General features: G+C 72.0%; 15 protein-coding genes. 5 read left to right on the forward strand and 10 right to left on the reverse strand.

What is annotated here, in order from left to right; all coding sequences use genetic code 11:
- Positions 1–3: 3 nt before the first annotated feature.
- Positions 4–672, reverse strand: coding sequence for a TetR family transcriptional regulator (locus tag ACIQRL_RS26150; protein ID WP_401336453.1), 669 nt, complete (start codon positions 670–672; stop codon positions 4–6).
- Positions 673–920: 248 nt separating this feature from the next.
- Between ACIQRL_RS26150 and ACIQRL_RS26155 the strand changes: the two genes are divergently transcribed.
- Positions 921–1,232, forward strand: coding sequence for a hypothetical protein (locus ACIQRL_RS26155; protein ID WP_401335820.1), 312 nt, complete (start codon positions 921–923; stop codon positions 1,230–1,232).
- A gap of 85 nt (positions 1,233–1,317) precedes the next feature.
- On the opposite strand, the gene ACIQRL_RS26160 is transcribed toward ACIQRL_RS26155, so the two are convergent.
- Together ACIQRL_RS26160 and ACIQRL_RS26165 are read right to left on the reverse strand one after the other, a co-directional pair.
- Entirely contained in the window at positions 1,318–1,677 is a 360-nt protein-coding gene (locus tag ACIQRL_RS26160; RefSeq protein ID WP_401335823.1) for a luciferase family protein, read from the reverse strand.
- Positions 1,678–1,881: 204 nt separating this feature from the next.
- The gene (locus tag ACIQRL_RS26165; RefSeq protein ID WP_401335826.1) at positions 1,882–2,562 is read right to left on the reverse strand and encodes a DUF6445 family protein; all 681 of its coding nucleotides are present in this window, start codon (positions 2,560–2,562) and stop codon (positions 1,882–1,884) included.
- 349 nt (positions 2,563–2,911) lie between these two features.
- Between ACIQRL_RS26165 and ACIQRL_RS26170 the strand changes: the two genes are divergently transcribed.
- Together ACIQRL_RS26170 and ACIQRL_RS26175 are read left to right on the forward strand one after the other, a co-directional pair.
- Positions 2,912–3,631 (forward strand): peptidoglycan-binding protein, encoded by a 720-nt coding sequence (locus tag ACIQRL_RS26170; protein ID WP_401335828.1) that lies wholly within the window; start codon positions 2,912–2,914, stop codon positions 3,629–3,631.
- Between the two features lie 181 nt (positions 3,632–3,812).
- Positions 3,813–5,660, forward strand: coding sequence for a hypothetical protein (locus tag ACIQRL_RS26175; RefSeq protein WP_401335831.1), 1,848 nt, complete (start codon positions 3,813–3,815; stop codon positions 5,658–5,660).
- Between the two features lie 129 nt (positions 5,661–5,789).
- Here the strand turns inward: ACIQRL_RS26175 and ACIQRL_RS26180 are convergent, their stop codons facing one another.
- Positions 5,790–6,470, reverse strand: a complete 681-nt coding sequence (locus ACIQRL_RS26180) for a nucleoside/nucleotide kinase family protein (RefSeq protein WP_401335833.1) — start codon at positions 6,468–6,470, stop codon at positions 5,790–5,792.
- 174 nt (positions 6,471–6,644) lie between these two features.
- Between ACIQRL_RS26180 and ACIQRL_RS26185 the strand changes: the two genes are divergently transcribed.
- Both ACIQRL_RS26185 and ACIQRL_RS26190 read left to right on the forward strand, forming a co-directional pair.
- Positions 6,645–7,385, forward strand: a complete 741-nt coding sequence (locus tag ACIQRL_RS26185; protein ID WP_401335836.1) for an HAD family hydrolase — start codon at positions 6,645–6,647, stop codon at positions 7,383–7,385.
- Positions 7,382–9,727: a glycoside hydrolase family 65 protein gene (locus ACIQRL_RS26190; protein ID WP_401335838.1), complete on the forward strand. Its 2,346-nt coding sequence runs from the start codon at positions 7,382–7,384 to the stop codon at positions 9,725–9,727. The genes ACIQRL_RS26185 and ACIQRL_RS26190 overlap by 4 nt, the downstream gene beginning before the upstream one ends.
- 25 nt (positions 9,728–9,752) lie before the next feature.
- Here ACIQRL_RS26190 and ACIQRL_RS26195 read toward each other — a convergent pair whose 3' ends face one another.
- The 6 genes from ACIQRL_RS26195 to ACIQRL_RS26220 all read right to left on the reverse strand — a co-directional run bounded on the left by ACIQRL_RS26195 (position 9,753) and on the right by ACIQRL_RS26220 (position 16,248).
- Positions 9,753–11,006 carry a serine hydrolase domain-containing protein gene (locus ACIQRL_RS26195; protein ID WP_401335840.1) on the reverse strand — a complete coding sequence of 418 codons (1,254 nt, stop codon included), beginning with the start codon at positions 11,004–11,006 and terminating at the stop codon, positions 9,753–9,755.
- Between the two features lie 276 nt (positions 11,007–11,282).
- On the reverse strand, positions 11,283–12,791 hold the full coding sequence (locus ACIQRL_RS26200; protein WP_401335842.1) for a CAP domain-containing protein: 1,509 nt from the start codon (positions 12,789–12,791) through the stop codon (positions 11,283–11,285).
- An 89-nt stretch (positions 12,792–12,880) separates the two neighbouring features.
- Complete coding sequence (locus ACIQRL_RS26205; RefSeq protein WP_401335844.1) at positions 12,881–13,240, reverse strand: YkvA family protein; 360 nt, start codon at positions 13,238–13,240, stop codon at positions 12,881–12,883.
- Positions 13,241–13,390: 150 nt separating this feature from the next.
- Entirely contained in the window at positions 13,391–14,293 is a 903-nt protein-coding gene (locus ACIQRL_RS26210) for an MBL fold metallo-hydrolase (RefSeq protein ID WP_401335847.1), read from the reverse strand.
- A gap of 47 nt (positions 14,294–14,340) precedes the next feature.
- Complete coding sequence (locus ACIQRL_RS26215) at positions 14,341–14,718, reverse strand: hypothetical protein (RefSeq protein ID WP_401336456.1); 378 nt, start codon at positions 14,716–14,718, stop codon at positions 14,341–14,343.
- Between the two features lie 606 nt (positions 14,719–15,324).
- On the reverse strand, positions 15,325–16,248 hold the full coding sequence (locus tag ACIQRL_RS26220; RefSeq protein WP_401335850.1) for a MurR/RpiR family transcriptional regulator: 924 nt from the start codon (positions 16,246–16,248) through the stop codon (positions 15,325–15,327).
- Between the last annotated feature and the right edge of the window lie 130 nt (positions 16,249–16,378).

Below are 16,378 nucleotides of genomic sequence, written 5' to 3' on the forward strand. Positions count from 1 at the left end.
AGCTCAGTCCTTCCCGAGCGTGGACTCGATCTCCTGGACCACACGCCACATGGGCGCTCCGCGCCGCGAGACGACGACCACCACGTCCTCCGGCTCCTCGTGCGCCGGCGTGCCGGGCGGGGAGCCGAAGGTGTTCTGCACGTACCCGAGCGCCTCGTCGACCGCCGCCTCGGCATCCCGCGTTCCGTCGGAACGCAGCCAGGAGCGCAGGGCGTTGTTGTGCGCGGCGACCACCGCCGCGGCGATCACGTCGGCGCGCAGGGCGTCCGACCGTGCCCCGCCGGAGCGCCCGCGCAGATACTCGGCGAGGGCGCGCTCGTAACGCCAGACGACCGAGAGCTCGTACGCGCGCAGGCCCGGGACCTTCTTGGTGAGGCGGTAGCGCTGGACGGAGAACGTCGGGTTCTCCGCGTACATGCGCAGCACGACCCGGGCGGCGTCGCAGACGCTCCGCACCGGGTCGTCCGTGTCGGTCTCCTCGCTCAGGAACGCCGTCATGTCGGCCAGGCAGCGCTCGTGGTCGGGGAAGACCACGTCCTCCTTGGAGGGGAAGTAGCGGAAGAACGAACGGCGGCCGACGCCGGCGAGCGCCACGATGTCGTCGACCGTCGTCTCCTCGTAGCCGCGCTCCAGGAAGAGCTGGAAGGCGGCTCCCACCAGGGCGTCCCGCATCGGCGGTTTGACGGTGGTCGCGTCGGCGGGATCGCGGCGTCCCGGTGCCTCGTTCATGGTCGGAAACTAGCATCGAAGCCGAGACGATGGCACTCGGTGCGCTCCGGGCAGGGAACTGAGTGCCCTCTGAACGACTCCTGTGTGATCACCTTCGGCGCGGGGTGAAGTTTGACGGTCCCGGACGGTGGTCGAATATGCGGTCGAGCTGTGGCCCACGTGGGACGGGCGTGGTGGCGTTCGCTCTCCGCGTGGTCACCACGACCGCTTCGGCGAGTGACAAGCTGCGCGGTGACGGCTGGGGCGGAAACGGCGGCGCGTTCGCCCCCGGGCAGGGGGCGGGTGCGGCCACTCCGGCTCCCGGGACGTCCACCGCCCCGGAGTCGGGCGCGTCCGCCGCTCCCTCGCCGAACGGTGGCGGGCCGACCCCGTCCGGCGGTCTCGCCGGGACCGGAGGCGGCGGCACTCTGCCGATCGCCGGCGCGGCCGTGACCGTCCACGCGGCCGGTGCCGCGATCACCGTGGCCACCCGCCGCCGACGCGCGACGGGTACGCGCTTCTGACGCACCGCGCCGTCGCCCGCCGCTGCCCCCTGGGAGAGCCCCGGCGCTCGCCGTCCGCGCGCCTGCCGGATCTCGCCCCGGACGGTCAGCGGTCGTTGCAGTTCGCCGAAAAGATGTCGTCGCCCGTCATGTGCCCGTTCAGATGGGCCTGCAGGGCGACGCTCACCAGGGTCAGCAGGAGGTCGATGTCCGAGTCGACTTCGAGATGGATGGTCACCCAGCGGGAGCTGGGCACCATGCGGACGGCCGTGGACGTCTTGAGGTGGTCCTCGAAGCGCCGGATGGCCCGGTCGGTGAGGTGCAGGTCGACATCGTGGTCCGAATGGAAGTGGACGATCTCGCACTGCGCCGCGCACAGTGCGCGCCCCGTGCCGCAACTGGGCAGGGACTCGGCGAGATCCGGCCAATTGGCCAGTCGTGTCATGGCTCTGGAGGCCAAGGTCATGCGCCCATCATGACGAGCACACCTCCCGGCCACCAGGACTTGGGGGAGATGTAATCCCTCCGCAGCCTGGGAATGTCCCGTTTTCGCCTCGAAACGGAAGGCGTTCCACCGGTCCGCCCCGGCCGGGGACAAGAAGAACGGCCCCGGACTCCATGGTCCGGGGCCGCGTCCGACGCTGGGATCCGGCCGGGCGGCCGGTCCGGATCACGCCATCCAGAAGAAGACGGCGGTCATCCGTTTGTCCTCCATCGTGGTCCCGCAGTAGTCGGTGGCGCTGTGCATCAGGTTGGCGTTGTAGAGGAGCAGCCGGTTGTAGCGGTGCGGGACGCGGATGTCCTCGACGAAGGAGTCCGGCGGGACGAAGCGCGTGCCGAGGGCCTCGACCAGGTTGTTGTGCGGTGCGACGACGACGTTGCCGCCGAGCCGGCCGCCGGGCAGGCTCTGCCGGAAGAAGCTCGTTCCGCAGTCCTTGGGGACGTTCGGGTTCAGATAGAGCACCGCGGCGTAACGGCACAGGGCGCGGGAGTCCGTGTGGGGGCGGGGTTCGCCCTCGTCCTTGCCGACGACCTGGACGCAGTTGTGGTTGAGCGTGGCGCCCGACGGAGTCGACTGCTGCCACAGCTTCTGCGCGCCGGTGGCCTTCTTCACCAGCCGCTCTACGCGCGTCAATTCATCCGGCGTCAGCCCGGGCATCGTCCGCAGCCCGGGCCAGCTCTCCGAGGTGTACGGATGGCCCTTGACCCAGTCGTCCGTGCCGACGCACCGGGCCCGTACGGCATCCGCGTCGGGCAGTACGTTGTCGAAGACCCAGTAGTCCCGGTCGCGGGTGGGCTTCCGATAAGGGAGGACCGGCAACGCCGGTGTTCTCGGGGGTTGTGGGGGCATGCGGCCGACCCTATAGACGCGTCCGTCAGCGATCTCCAGGGATTTGGTCAACCTTCCGCCAACTCGGCTTCATGCAAAGGCCATGGCCGGCGAATCCCGGTGTCCGTCTGAAGGCGTAGGCGACCCCGGGGGCTCAACGTTGCCCGATGACAGTCGAGTTCACCCTGTCGACGCCGGGGACGCCACGGCGGGCAGCCCGGTCCGGCGGTGATCATCGAGGTGCCCAGGAGCGCTGAACGTACGGGCCCGCGCTCCCGTATCACTGCACAGGGACGGCGGGAGACCGCGTGCACGGAAGGAGAGCAGTGTGTCGACACGGCCCGAACGCGGGAAGTCCACCGGGCGCTCAGTGATCGAACCCACTCACATCGAGCGCCGCCGCCGCTCGGAGTCCCTGGCGGAGCTGCTGCGGCAGGTGCGCGAGAAGGAGGGGATGGCGGACGCGGACGAGGAATACGAGTCGATCGCCGCGCCCCCGGCCGCGATACGACTCCTGCCCGCTCCTGAGGAGGACGAGACCGAGGAACTGCCCCCGGTCCCGGCGGGGGAGGACTACACGGCTGACGCGCCGCGGGCGGACGGAGCCGACGGACCCGCCGCGGCAAGCGGACGCGCGAACGGAACGAGGTCCGGAGGCGCCCACGGCATCGGGCGCGGTGCGGGCCTGCGCCGCGCCGCGATCACGGTCGCCGTCGTGGCGGCGGCCCTGATCGGCTTCGCCCTCGCCCTCCTGCTGCCGGGCGCCGGCCGGGACGACGCGTCCCCGGCGGGAGCCGGAGTGAAGCCCTCGGCGACACCGGCCGGCCGGGACGCCTCGGGGGCCACCGATCCGGACGGCGCCGGAACCCTCCGGGAGGGCGACAGCGGCCCCGAGGTGGCGGCCCTTCAGCAACGCCTGCTCCACATCCCGGACGTGTACGACCACGGCAGCACCAGCGGCACCTACGACGCCGCGCTCACCGCGGCCGTCGCCCGCTTCCAGCTCTGGTACGGCATCCGGGGCGACGAGTCCGGCGTCTACGGCAACGACACACGGGCCGACCTGGAATCCAGGACGGCGGCCCCCTGAGACGGCCGGGGCGGGCAGGCGCGGTGACGGTCGCTCCCCCCGCCCCGGCCCCCCATCTCTCGGCACCGTGATGTTCGCCGGGCCGACACACCCGTTCCCGCTCGCGCTCATCCGCCCACCCGACCCCCGCGCGACCCTGGCGAAGGACGTGACGACCTCCGGCACGAGGGGCTGATCCGCTGTGCGTCTTCCCTACCAGCGCGGCCCGTTGCACAGCCTGCCCGACGACCCGGCCGCGTACGACGCCGTCCTCGCCGCCGTCACCGAGGAGGCCCTCGCCCGCCTCACCCCCGAGGGGAACCTCGAACACCCCGCCGCCGGGGTCGACATCGGCGACACCTCGCTCGGGATCACCTCCCTGCTGGCCCTCGCCTGGCAGCGCACGAAGGACCCCCGCCTGCCGGAGGCCGTGCGCAGCAGCCTCGCCTTCCACCTGCGCGAGCGCGTCTACACCGAGGACAACCCCGGCTACCCGAACCTGCGCCGCCGCAACTCCGGCGAACCGTACGCCCGTTACGCACTGGAGGCGGGCGCACACCCCCTCGGTGACTGGCCCAGCACCGTGTGGGCGCTGCTCCAGGCCGTGAACGTCCTGGACGCCGGGCACGGCATCCTCGACGGTGAACAGCGCCGCGAACTGCTCGAGTCGGCCCACGGTTACTGGCGCCGGCTGACCGAGACGACCTTCTTCAACCCGCAGGAGGCCGGCAACCAGGCGATCGGCTGTGTCGTCGGCGGACTCATGCTCGCCCGGCAACTCCCCACTCCCGAGGCCGCGTTGGTCCGTACGTGCGCCATGCGGCTCTATCTGGAGGAGATCCGCGCCCGACGCGTGCGTGACAGGGGCGCGCTGCTGCCTCCCGAGCACGGTGGGGCGTACGACAACAACTACGGGCCCATCTCCCTGTCCTTTCTCGCCCAGGCCCACCGGGTCAGCGGCGAGGCCGTCTTCGCCGAGGACGGGGAGGCGCTCGCCCGGTACATCGACGCGCGGCTGACCGTCGGCGGGTTCGACGTCGGAGGTCCCCGGTACAGCGAGCAGCACTGCGGCTTCGAGGCCGTCCTCGGCCTGCGCTACTTCGGCCGGCGCGTCGGCGCCGACCTCGGCCGCTACCGAGGCGACACCCGCTGGGGGCGGCACGCGGTCCATCCCGACGGCGGCGTCGACGGCCACTTCGCGTTCATGCTGGTCTGGCAGATCCAGGACGGCACACGCTGGCACCGGCTCCCCTCGAAGGAGCCGCTGCGGCACCAACTCCGGTCGGGCCGCGTCTCGGTGGCCTTCGACGACCGGATGACGCCCGCCCTGGTCGAGGCCGTCGGCACCTACTTCCTGCCCGCCGCGGTGAACCGGCAGCACGGCTTCGGCCCGGTCGTCGACGGCTTTCTGTACTGCCGTCCCCTGGGCCAGGTCCGCGTCCGTGACCTGCGCGCAGGCCCGCTGACCGGCAAGCTGGTCACCAAGCCCGTAGTCGGCCGCGACCATGTCCTGCGCCACGTCCGGTCCCTGTACGTCACCGACGGCATCAGCCTGTGGCTGACGGTCGCCGTGGAACGCCTCCCCGGCAGTCCCTACCTGCTCGCCGGGCTGCCGTACGCCGCGGACGACGGCGAGCGGGTCCGCAGAACCGCCGAGGCCGAGGTGATGTCCGCCGGCGGCCTGCGCCTGACCCACCCCCCGGCCGAGGGCGTCGACCACTTCGACGCCCGGTCGGAGACCACCCAGGAACAGGCGGCCTTCGCGCTCGCAGCCGATCCGCGTGTCTACGGCAACCCGGACGAGGGCTGGCGCCGGCTCGTCTCCTCCACGGCACTCGAGGCGGACCCCGCGCCCGGCGCCCCGGAGGGCCTGCACGTCTTCGCCGTCCGGTACGGACCCGGCGGCCCGTACACCCCCATGCTCGCGGGCACGTCGGCCCGACCGACCGTCAGCACCGAGGCGTTCACCGCGCTGATCGGCGATCCCGCGGGCGATGACCACGGGGAACCCGAACTGGAGATCCGGCCTCGCCGACCGCCTGCCCGATGACCGTCTCCCCGGCGACTTCTGCCTCGACGGCCGCTTCTCGGCTGATCGCTCTCCGGCGACCGTTTCTCCTGCGACTGCGACTGCGACTGCGACTGTGCCTCCGGTGACTGCTCCTCCGGCGGCGACCGCTCATCCGGTGGCGGCTTCTCCGACGGCGGCCGTCCCGACCACCGCCGGCCCGACGACGAGGTCGGCGCGGTCCCGGGTCGCGGCGACCAGCTCGGCGTTGCGCTGATCCGTTCCGAGCACCCACGCCACCGCCGTGTCGTGATCCTTGCCGAACTCCTCGTGACGTGCGACCAGCCGCCGGACGCGGTCGGACTCGTCGAGCTCGCAGAACCACACCTCGTCGAGCTGCGCGCGGGCCCGCGCCCACGCGTCCTCGCGCAGCAGCAGGTAGTTCCCCTCGGTCACGATCAGACGCGCGGCCCGGGGAACCGGAAGGGCACCCGCCAGAGGCTGTTCGAGGACCCGCTCGAAGCCGGGCGCGTAGACGAGATCCTCCCCGTCCTCACGCAGCCTGCGCAGCAGCGCCGCGTACCCCGCCGCGTCGAACGTGTCCGGAGCGCCCTTCCGGTCACGCCGCCCCAGCCGGTCCAGCTCGGCGTCCGCGAGATGGAACCCGTCCATCGGCACATGCGCGACGTGGAAGGCCCCGTCCTCGTCGAGCCGCCGGACCAGTCGCTCGGCAAGCGTCGTCTTTCCCGACCCGGGGCTGCCGGCGATACCGAGAAGGGCGCGCCGGCCGGGACGTACGAGCGCGGCGGCCCGCTCCACCAAGTCGTCGAAGGTCGGACCGGCCTCCGTCATACGAGCCAGGACCGGAGCTCGGGGACAGCGATTTCCATGCCCCCAGTATCGACGACGCGGGGCACAGGGGAAGTCCTGTCCCGGAGGCGGCGACGGCCGCACGACTGAACCCGTCGCCCGGTGTTGTGGCGCGCGCCACCCGCTGGAGACGGTTCCGGGGGGAAGACTGCTCCTATGACTGAGCTCGGCCTGCCGAAACAGATCCTGGCCTGCCTCTTCGACCTCGACGGGGTCATCACCAAGACCGCCGTGGTCCACGCGGCCGCCTGGAAGCGGACCTTCGACGACTTCCTGCGCGGACGCGACGGCGACGGATTCCAACCCTTCGACGACGCCGACGACTACGCCGCGTACGTCGACGGACTGCCCCGCGCCGACGGTGTCCGCACCTTCCTCGCCTCGCGCGGCATCGAACTCCCCGAAGGAACCCCCGACGACCCACCGGACCGCGCCACCGTCCACGGCCTGGGCAACCGCAAGAACAAGCTGCTCCTCGACATGATCCGCACGGACGGGGTCGAGGCGTACGACGGCACGCTGCGCTATATCGAGGCCGTCCGGGCGCACGGCCTGCGGACCGCCGTCGTCTCCTCCAGCGCCAACTGCCGGGACGTCCTGCGCTCGGTGGGAGCGGAGTCCCTCTTCGACGTACGCATCGACGGTGTCGTCGCCGCCGAACGCCGGCTGCCGGGCAAGCCGCGCCCCGACACCTTCCTGGCCGCCGCGAAGGACCTCGGCGTCGGGCCGTCCGAGGCGGCCGTCTTCGAGGACGCGCTCGCCGGCATGGACGCGGGCCGCTCGGGCCACTTCGGGTACGTCGTCGGCGTGGACCGGGTCGGCCAGGGCGCCGCCCTGCGTGCGCACGGCGCCGACCTCGTCGTACGCGATCTGGCCGAACTGGGGGAGCGCGCGTGATCACTCACTCGTCGTACGGCGTGGAGCCCTGGGCGCTGCGCGAGAGCGAGCTGCACCTCGGACTGCTGCCGCAGAGCGAGTCCGTGTTCGCCCTCGCCAACGGCCATGTCGGCTGGCGCGGCAACCTCGACGAGGGCGAACCCCACGGCCTGCCCGGTTCCTATCTGGGCGGCGTCCACGAAGTCCATCCGCTGCCCTACGCGGAGGCGGGCTACGGCTATCCGGAGTCCGGGCAGACGGTCATCAACGTCACCAACGGCAAGATCGTCCGGCTGCTCGTGGACGACGAACCGTTCGACCTGCGCTACGGACGACTGCGCTCCCACGAGCGCGTCCTCGACCTGCGCACCGGGCTGCTCACCCGCACGTGCGAGTGGACCTCACCGGCGGGCTCCACGGTACGGGTGCGCTCCACCCGGCTCGTGTCCTTCACCCAGCGGGCGATCGCGGCCGTCACCTACGAGGTGGAACCCGTGGACGGCCGGACCCGGGTCGTCGTCCAGTCGGAGCTGGTCGCCAACGAGCAACTGCCCGGCCGCACGGCCGATCCCCGGGCGGCGATCGCCCTGGAATCGCCGCTGGAGGCCGAGGAGCACTTCGCGGCGGGACCCCGCCTGCGGCTCGTGCACCGCACCCGGCACAGCGGCCTGCGGGTCGCCGCCGCCGCAGACCACGCGGTCAGGGGACCCGACCGGACCACCATGACCAGCGAGAGCAGCGACGACGTCGCCCGCCTCACGGTGACCTCCGTGCTGGAGCCCGGCCAGACACTGCGCCTGGAGAAACTCGTCTCCTACGGCTGGTCGGGCAACCGTTCCCTGCCCGCTCTGAGCGACCAGGTGGACGCGGCGCTCGCCGCCGCCCGGCACGGCGGCTGGCAGCAGCTCGTCGACGAACAGCGCGGCTATCTCGACGACTTCTGGGCCCGCGCCGATGTCGAGATAGGAGGCGACGAGGAGATCCAGCAGGCAGTCCGCTTCGCCCTCTTCCATGTGCTCCAGGCCGGCGCCCGCGCCGAACAGCGCGCCATCCCCGCCAAGGGCCTGACCGGTTCCGGATACGACGGCCACGCCTTCTGGGACACCGAGACCTTCGTCCTGCCGCTGCTCACCTACACCTCGCCCGGTGCCGTCGCCGAGGCGCTGCGCTGGCGCCAGAACACCCTTCCGGCCGCACGGGAGCGGGCGGCCCAACTCGGGCTGCGGGGAGCGGCGTTCCCCTGGCGGACCATAGCCGGGTCGGAGGGCTCGGCCTACTGGCCGGCCGGCACCGCCGCGTTCCATGTGAACGCCGACATCGCCGACGCCGTCATCCGCTACACCGCCGCCACGGGCGACAAGCGCTTCGAACGCGACACCGGGGTCGAGCTGCTGACCGAGACGGCACGGCTGTGGCGTTCCCTGGGGCACCACGACCACCAGGGGAAGTTCCACATCGACGGGGTGACGGGGCCCGACGAGTACAGCGCCGTCGCCGACGACAACACGTACACCAACCTGATGGCCCGCGCGAACCTGATGGCCGCCGCCGACGCCGTCGAGCGGCATCCCCGGCGGGCCGCGGAACTCGGCGTCGACGAGGAGGAGAGCGCGGCCTGGCGCGACGCCGCTGACGCCATGCACATCCCCTACAACCACGAACTCGGCGTCCACGAGCAGAACGCCGGTTTCACCCGATACCAGCGCTGGGACTTCGCCGCCACCCGCTCCGACCAGTACCCGCTGATGCTGCACTTCCCCTACTTCGACATCTACCGCAAACAGGTCGTCAAACAGGCGGACCTGGTGCTCGCCCTGTACAAGTGCAGCCCCTTCTTCGACGCGGAGCACAAGGCCCGCAACTTCGCCTACTACGAACCCCTCACCGTCCGGGACTCCTCCCTGTCGGCCTGCTGCCAGGCCGTGATCGCCGCCGAGACCGGTCATCCGGGCCTCGCCTACGACTACTTGGTCGAAGCCGCGCTCATGGATCTGGAGGACCTGGAGCACAACACCCGCGACGGACTGCACATCGCCTCGCTCGCCGGGACCTGGATGGCCCTGGTCGCGGGCTTCGGCGGGCTGCGCCACCACGGGGGCACCCTGGAGTTCGCGCCCCGGCTGCCGGAACGCTTCAGCCGTCTCGCCTTCTCCCTGGAGGTCCTCGGCCGCCGGCTGCGCGTGGAGATCGGGCAGGACGTCGCCACGTACACACTCGCGGGCGGCGGCCCCCTGGAGATCCACCACTACCGGGAACCCTTCACCGTCGACGCCGACAAGCCGCACACCCTGCCCATCCCGGCGCCGCGGCTGCGCCCCGCCCCGGACCAGCCGCGGCACCGGCGGCCGAATCCTCGGGGGTGAGACGCGGCGCGGGGCCGTCGGCGCGTCAGTCGCGGACGATGGCGGGCGCGATGTCCTCGTGCCGCTCCAGGGGCGCCGCGTCGGGTGCGGCGGTCCGGGCGGCGGCCCTGGTCGCCGGTTTGCCGCAGAACGCGGGCTCCAGGGTGCGGTACATCGTGTTGAGCACGGTGGTGTTGTTCGAGGTGTTGGCCAGCGCGGTGAGACTGCGCTTGCCGTCCTTCGTGGTGAAGGCGTACGTGTAGTAGCCCTGCACGGTGCCGGTGTGCCCGTACACGGAGATCCCGCACGACAGATCGCGGCGGCGCAGTCCGAGGCCGTAGGACGTGTTGCTGTTGACCCGCGTCCACTTCGTCATCTGGGTGAGCTGGGCGGCGGACACGAGCTTGCCGCGCAGCAGCGCCGAGAAGAAGGCGTCGAGGTCGTGCGCTGTGGAGATGATGGCGCCCGCGCTCTGGGCCCACGAGGCGGTCTGCTCCGTGGAGTCCACCAGAGCCGCTCCCGCCGTGTCGGGCGTGAGGTAGCCGTGGGCGTGGCGGCCCGGGACGGCGGTGCGGGGATGGACGTAGAACGTGTTCGTGAGGTTCAGCGGGGTGAAGATGCGCTTCTGGTACTCGGTGCCGACGGCGTGCCCGGTCAGCTTCTCGATCAGCAGGCCGGCCACGACGAAGTTGGTGTTCGAATACGAGTAGGCGGCCCCCGGCGCGTTGGTCCGCGGCTTCTTCAGCGACAGCTTCACCAGGTCGCGGTAGCTGAACACCTTGTTGCGGACCGCTTCGAAGCCGGGGACCGTCCGGGCGAACATGTCGTTGGTGTAGTCGTACAGACCACTGCGATGGCTCAGTACGTGCCGCACGGTGATCCTGTTGTCGGGGAGCAGGCCCGGCAGATAGCTGTTGACCGACTTGTCGAGCTTCAGCTTGCCCTCGTCGACGAGTTGGAGCAGCACCACGGCGGAGAAGGTCTTGGTGACGCTGCCGACGCGGAACCGGTCGTTCGTGCTGATGGTGCGTCCGGTGGCCCGGTCGTCGACCCCCTCGACGAGGCTGTGCACCGTGCCGTTGTCGTCGATTCTCGCCATCGCGCCGGGTGCTCCCTGGCCGCGCGCCGTGCGCAGGATCGCGCGCAGGCCCGCGTCGTCGGGGGCCGCGGCGGCTACCGCGACCCGTTCGACGCCGGCCCGGTTCGTGCCCGTGGGCGTCACGGCCTGTGCCGGGGCTGCCAGCAGGGACGCCACAACCGCGCCGAGTGCCGTGCCCGTACCCACCGTCGCTGAGACCATCTGATCTTCTCCCGAATGCCGTCTGCCGGTTCGACGTCCCGGCCCGAACCGCCCCGCGGACGCGGGCGTCGGCACCATCTGTACGCGCTGAAGGGGCGCGCGGGTCGCATTGCCCGGGGATGCAGCGGAAACGGCGAAGGGGAATCGGCGAATTGGCGGAAAGACGCTCTGCAGGGTGAGGCTCCGGGATCGGTGCCTGTCCGGACAGGCACCCGCTCGGACGGGTGCCCGGTCAGAGGCGCGGCGCGACGGTGGAGGTCGGGGGCTGACGCAGGGTCAGCCGCTGAAGAGCTGGGTCCAGTACGTGCCGGCCCGGCTGCCGCCGGCGAGGCCGATGCCTATGTGGGTGAAGTCGCGCTTGAGGATGTTGGCGCGATGACCGGGACTGTTCATCCAGCCGAGAACCACCTCTGCGGGGGACCGCTGCCCGCAGGCGATGTTCTCGCCGATGGAGCGCCGGGTGCAGCCCGCGGCGGCGGCCCGGTCCCAGGGTTGGCCGCCGTCGGGGGAGGTGTGCGCGTAGAAGTCGCGGGCCACCATGTCGGCGCTGTGGGCCTGGGCCGCGGTGGTGAGCGTCGCGTCGGCGTGAAGGGGCGGCAGGCCGGCCGAGGCCCGCTCGGCGTTGGTGAGCGCGATCACCTCGTGCGCCGTCCGCTCCAGGCCTGCCGGGCTGAACGGCCGGGCCCACAGCGCCGTCCAGTACAGGTCGCCCGTGCGGGCGTCGGGGACGCACGCCAGTCCCGCCTGGTCGAAGGCCGGATCGCACAGCGTACGCCGCGACTCCTCGCGGGAGAGGCAGTACTCGACGAACTCCTGCGGGGTGCGCGGGCCGGAGACCAGATGCTCGCCGATGGTCAGGTACGGGTAACCGGCCGAGATGACGCGCTGGTACACGGAGGTGCCGTCCGGGCTCTGCGAACCGAGCAGGCCGCGGGCCGCCATGGCGGCGGCATGGCCGCGTGCCGCGTCCGTCAGCCGGGCGTCGAGGCGGACGGGCGACGAACCCGCGGCGGCGCGGGCGGAGTTCACCGGCCCCAGGAATCCGTCCGGGTCGGGCCCGCCGCCTGCCGCCCCCACGGCTCTGCCCCCCGCCGTGACGAGGCGCCCGGCGCCCGGCGCGGAGGTCTGCCCGGCCCTGGGCGCGGAGACCCGCCCGGCTCGGGGTGCGGAGGCTTGTCCGGTCCCGGGCGCGGAGACCCGCCCGGGGCCCCGACCGGCTCCCGGCTCCGGGCCCCGCCCCGGCAGGAGACGGCCACCCGGTGCCGATCCCCGCGCCGCGCCCGCCGTCGGCCCCGGAGGCGCGGTGTCGTCGGTGACATCGACCCCGAAATCCCGCGCGACGCCCGCCAGTCCGTCCGCGTACCCCTGTCCGAGAGCACGGAGTTTCCAGGCCGTGCCGCGCCGGTACAGCTCGGCGAGGAGCAGCACGGTCTCCCGCTCGGGCCGGGGCGGGGTGAACCGGGCGAGCGCCCGGCCGTCCGATGCGGTGACCTGCACGGTGGGGGAGGGCAGCCGGCCCAGCGGAGTCGCGGGGTCGGCGGGGCTGACGACGACGGTGACGCGGGCCGCTCCGGGCCTCAGCCGCGCCGGATCGATGGTGAGCCGGTCGCCGTCGAGACGGGCGCCGGGCGCGGCCGGCTGGTTGTAGAACACGAAGTCGCCGTCGCCGCGCACCTTGCCGCCGTCGTCGGTGATCAGCGCGGACACGTCGAAGGGGCCCGGCACCCTGAGGGTCAGGACCCCGTCCGGCAGGGGCGTGTTGGCCCCGGGAACCAGCTCGCTCATGCCGCCGCCCGTCGATGTGGTGATCCGTGCCCGCAGCGCCGTCCGGCGCGGAGCACGGGCCGTCGACCGCTCAACGGACCACCCGTGCCCTAGGGTTCCCGCGACTTGCGCGGTACCGGGCGCGGTCCTGGCATGGCGCGCAGGCCGCCGGGGTCGGCGGGCGGCCGGAGGGATGACACGGGGGGCGCGGCGGCGCGCATCGAGCGCAGGGCGAGCAGCATGACGCCGATGTCGTCCAGGTAGACCGGGTCGGGCAGCAGGTCGGTCGGCAGCACCAGATAGATGACGGCACCCCAGAACACCCAGCGGGGTCCGGTCGGCAGTCCGGCCCGCCGCAGATCACGGCGGGTGCGTACGAGGCGCAGCAGGAGCACCAGCGCCGCCGCGAGCGCGGCGGCCGCGAGGACCGCGACGATGACGAGGACCAGGGTCCATGAGGTCGAATCCATGCGTCCGTCCAGAGATCTCGTCGGGGTGTACTTCCCTGTGCTTCCCTCCGTGTGCCCGCTCGCGCCCAGGCTACCGCCCCGGGTGGGCCGTCCGTGCGCGCGTTCCGGGCCGGGAGGGCCTACGCGGCAGGGGTGATCCGAATGGGTCCGCTAGCCCGCGCCGGGTGTGTCGTCGCGGCAGATGACGAAGTCGTCGAAGACATGCCGGCCGGGTCGTGTGCCGACGGACCTGATGGCCCGGCGGATGTCCCGCAGCTGATCCGTGGTCATCTGCAGCGCGGGCTCGTCGGGCTGATAGGTGGTGCGCACGGGGTAGTCACGCCCCGGCTCCCGGGTCATCTCGATGTGGCAGCCGAGCACATGGGTGACCGGGCGCCGCCCGCAGAAGTCGATCAGACGCTCGACGGTGCGGGTGAAGGCCGGCCAGTCCTCGACGTACAGGCGCCCCGGATAGACCGTGTCGCCCGTGAGCAGGAACCCGGTCCAGGGGTCGAAGAACGTCACCGAGGCCTCGTGGTGTCCCGGTGTGGCCATGCACTCCAGCACCCGGCCGCCGAGATCGACCCGGGCGACGGTGTCGGGATCGTCACGGAACCCGAAGAAGTCCCAGGCGGTGCCCAGCGCCGCGTCCACGACCTCGGTGCCGAGGCGGCCGGCGAACTGGCCGTCCCCCGCGACGTGGTCGCCGTGCGGATGGGTGTGCAGCACGAGCAGCCCGTAGTCGTCCCGGGGATGCCCGGCCAGCCACGACTCCATCAGCTCGTCGACGACGCGCCGCAGCGGGAAGAGGTCGGCCGAGGCCGTGGCGCCGGTGTCGATCAGCACGGCCCGCGCGGTCCCGAACAGCAGGAACATGAAGGGCGCTTCGTAGTCGATCGCCATGTTCTGGCGAAGGATCACGGTGTGCTCGTCGTAGGCGTGGACCTGGATGTCGGGATCCGTGTTGTGCTTGGCCGAGGGCGAGCCGTGGATCCATCGCACGTCGAGAGGTGCGACAGGCGCGGAAGCGCCGCTTCCACGGGTGCCGTCGGTCTGCTGCCCAGCCGTGTCCACGCTGTCTCCTCGGTCTCGTCCCGCCGGGCCGCGGCAGGGCCCGGACCTCAGTGTCGCGGGTGGGCGTGGTCCACCAGCGCCTGGGACACCGAACGGATGCTCCGGGCGATGTGCTGGAGCTGCATGAGCTCGGCGGCGTACAGCTTGATGGTGTGCTCGATGACCCCCTCCTGCAGGCCGAGGCCGGGCAGCTCGGAGCGCGCGGTCTGCAGTGCCGTCCGGGCGACCCGTATCTCCTGCTGCACCTGGAGGTGCGCGTGGCGGGCGAGCAGGACGGGGTGCTTGTGCAGGACGGGGTAGCTCGCGTAGCGGCTCGGCACCAGCTCGCGCAGCCATTTCACCGCCGATCGCTCCCAGTCGAAGCTGCCGGGGGTCTTGACCTGGCACGGCCAGTCCGAGGTGATCGGTGAATACGTCAGGGCCATGTTGTTCATCGCTTCCGGGTTACGTCGGCGGGGGACTCTGGGGCGGCCCCGGAATAGGGGTACCGGGGCCGCCACCACGGGTCTCGCAGGCGAGACCCGCTCGAACACCCGGGACCCGATGCGGGTAGGAGCGGAGGGCCCCGGGTGGTCATGGGTCGTGACCTGGAGGCATCCGGGTCGCGATCCGAAAGAAGTATTTATATATGCCGCCGGAAGCGCAAGGACATGAAAACATTCATGCGCGCTTTGATGTGAATGATCCCGTGATGCCGTGGTGACAGCCGGTACGGGAGAGCGGCTCGGGGGGCGCCGCGAGGGGGCTCGGGCTGTGAGGCGGCTGTGCCGGGATGCCGTCCGCTCGGCGAGGCGACCCCTGCGGCGAGACGGTCCGTGCGGCGAGGGACCCCTGACGGCGAGGGCCCCGAGTGGAGCGGCGACGGGTGTGGAGCGGCGGACCCGTGCCGCGAGGCGGACCCGTGCCGCGAGGCGGACCTGTGCGGGGAGGCGGGCCTGTGTTGCGAGGCGGACCTGTGGGGGAGGCGGTGCGCGCCCTCGGGCGGCCGTCCTCGCGCGGTGCCCGCGACCGTCCTCGTGCGGGTGCCGGGGTCAGTCCCGCAGGAAGAACTGGTGCTGCTCGGCGACCTGCTCGTACTCCTCGAGGCGGGCCTGCGTGCGCTCCGGATCGGCGTCGGTCATGGCCTGGAGCAGCGCCGCGGACAGGACCACGGGCGCCGCGTAGGAGTCGAAGACGAGGCGGGAGCCCGTACCGGTGGCGAAGGTGATGTCGGCCTCGTCGGCCAGCGGGCCGAGCCCGAGGTCGGTGATCAGGGCCACCCGGAGGCCCGCGCTGCGCGCGACCCGCATGGCCGTGAGCGTCTCCTGGGCGTGCCGGGGCATCCCGAAGGCCAGGACCCAGGTGCCGCCCGCCTCGCGCGACTGGAGCAGCGCGTCGTACGCGACCGAGCCGCCGCGCGTCACCACCCGGACGTCCGGGTGGATACGGCGGGCGGCGTACGCGAAGTACTCGGCCAGCGAGACGGAGATCCGCAGTCCGAGAACCGTCAGGGGGGCCGATTCCGACAGGGCGCGGCCGACGCGGATGATCTGGTCGGGATCGGCGAAGTCCCGCCGCAGGTTCTCCAGGTTCTCGATCTCGGCGTCCACCGCGGCCTGGAGCTCGTTGCTCGTGACCTCGGCCGGCGTCCCCGGTGTGCTGCCGAGGGTGCTGAGCGCGATGGACTGCAGGCTCTCCCGCAAGGCGGGGTAACCGCTGAACCCGACCGCCGCCGCGAAGCGGGTCACGGAGGGCTGGCTCACGCCCACCCGCTCGGCGAGGTCGGTGATCGACAGGAACGCGGCCTCGGTGATGTGCTCGATCAGGTACTGGGCGATCCGCCGCTGGCCCGGCGAGAGCCGGGGGCCGTCGAACAGTTCCCTGAGCTGGGACGTGGGCGCGGCGCCCGCCTCGGGGGCCGTCTTTCCCGAGGTGATCGCGGATGCCTGGGCGCGTGCCTGCTGCGGCGATGGCACCGGTGCGCCTCCTTCATGTCCCACGAGAACTCAACATAGCTCACGGACCTTTCTGACCTGGGCCGGTATGAGCGCAAGCAAGGTGCGCGTTCCTTGTTTCGCGCGCGATCGCGGGGTACCCGCACAGGCA

The organism is Streptomyces sp. NPDC091209, from assembly GCF_044757755.1.
Taxonomy (GTDB): Bacteria; Actinomycetota; Actinomycetes; order Streptomycetales; family Streptomycetaceae; genus Streptomyces.

Coding starts and splice junctions, on each gene's coding strand:
- ACIQRL_RS26205 (WP_401335844.1), bottom strand. CDS start 13,240: ATGGATTCGACCTCATGGACCCTGGTCCTCGTCATCGTCGCGGTCCTC.
- ACIQRL_RS26195 (WP_401335840.1), bottom strand. CDS start 11,006: ATGGTCTCAGCGACGGTGGGTACGGGCACGGCACTCGGCGCGGTTGTG.
- ACIQRL_RS26200 (WP_401335842.1), bottom strand. CDS start 12,791: ATGAGCGAGCTGGTTCCCGGGGCCAACACGCCCCTGCCGGACGGGGTC.
- ACIQRL_RS26150 (WP_401336453.1), bottom strand. CDS start 672: ATGCGGGACGCCCTGGTGGGAGCCGCCTTCCAGCTCTTCCTGGAGCGC.
- ACIQRL_RS26215 (WP_401336456.1), bottom strand. CDS start 14,718: ATGGCCCTGACGTATTCACCGATCACCTCGGACTGGCCGTGCCAGGTC.
- ACIQRL_RS26160 (WP_401335823.1), bottom strand. CDS start 1,677: ATGACCTTGGCCTCCAGAGCCATGACACGACTGGCCAATTGGCCGGAT.
- ACIQRL_RS26165 (WP_401335826.1), bottom strand. CDS start 2,562: ATGCCCCCACAACCCCCGAGAACACCGGCGTTGCCGGTCCTCCCTTAT.
- ACIQRL_RS26180 (WP_401335833.1), bottom strand. CDS start 6,470: ATGACGGAGGCCGGTCCGACCTTCGACGACTTGGTGGAGCGGGCCGCC.
- ACIQRL_RS26185 (WP_401335836.1), top strand. CDS start 6,645: ATGACTGAGCTCGGCCTGCCGAAACAGATCCTGGCCTGCCTCTTCGAC.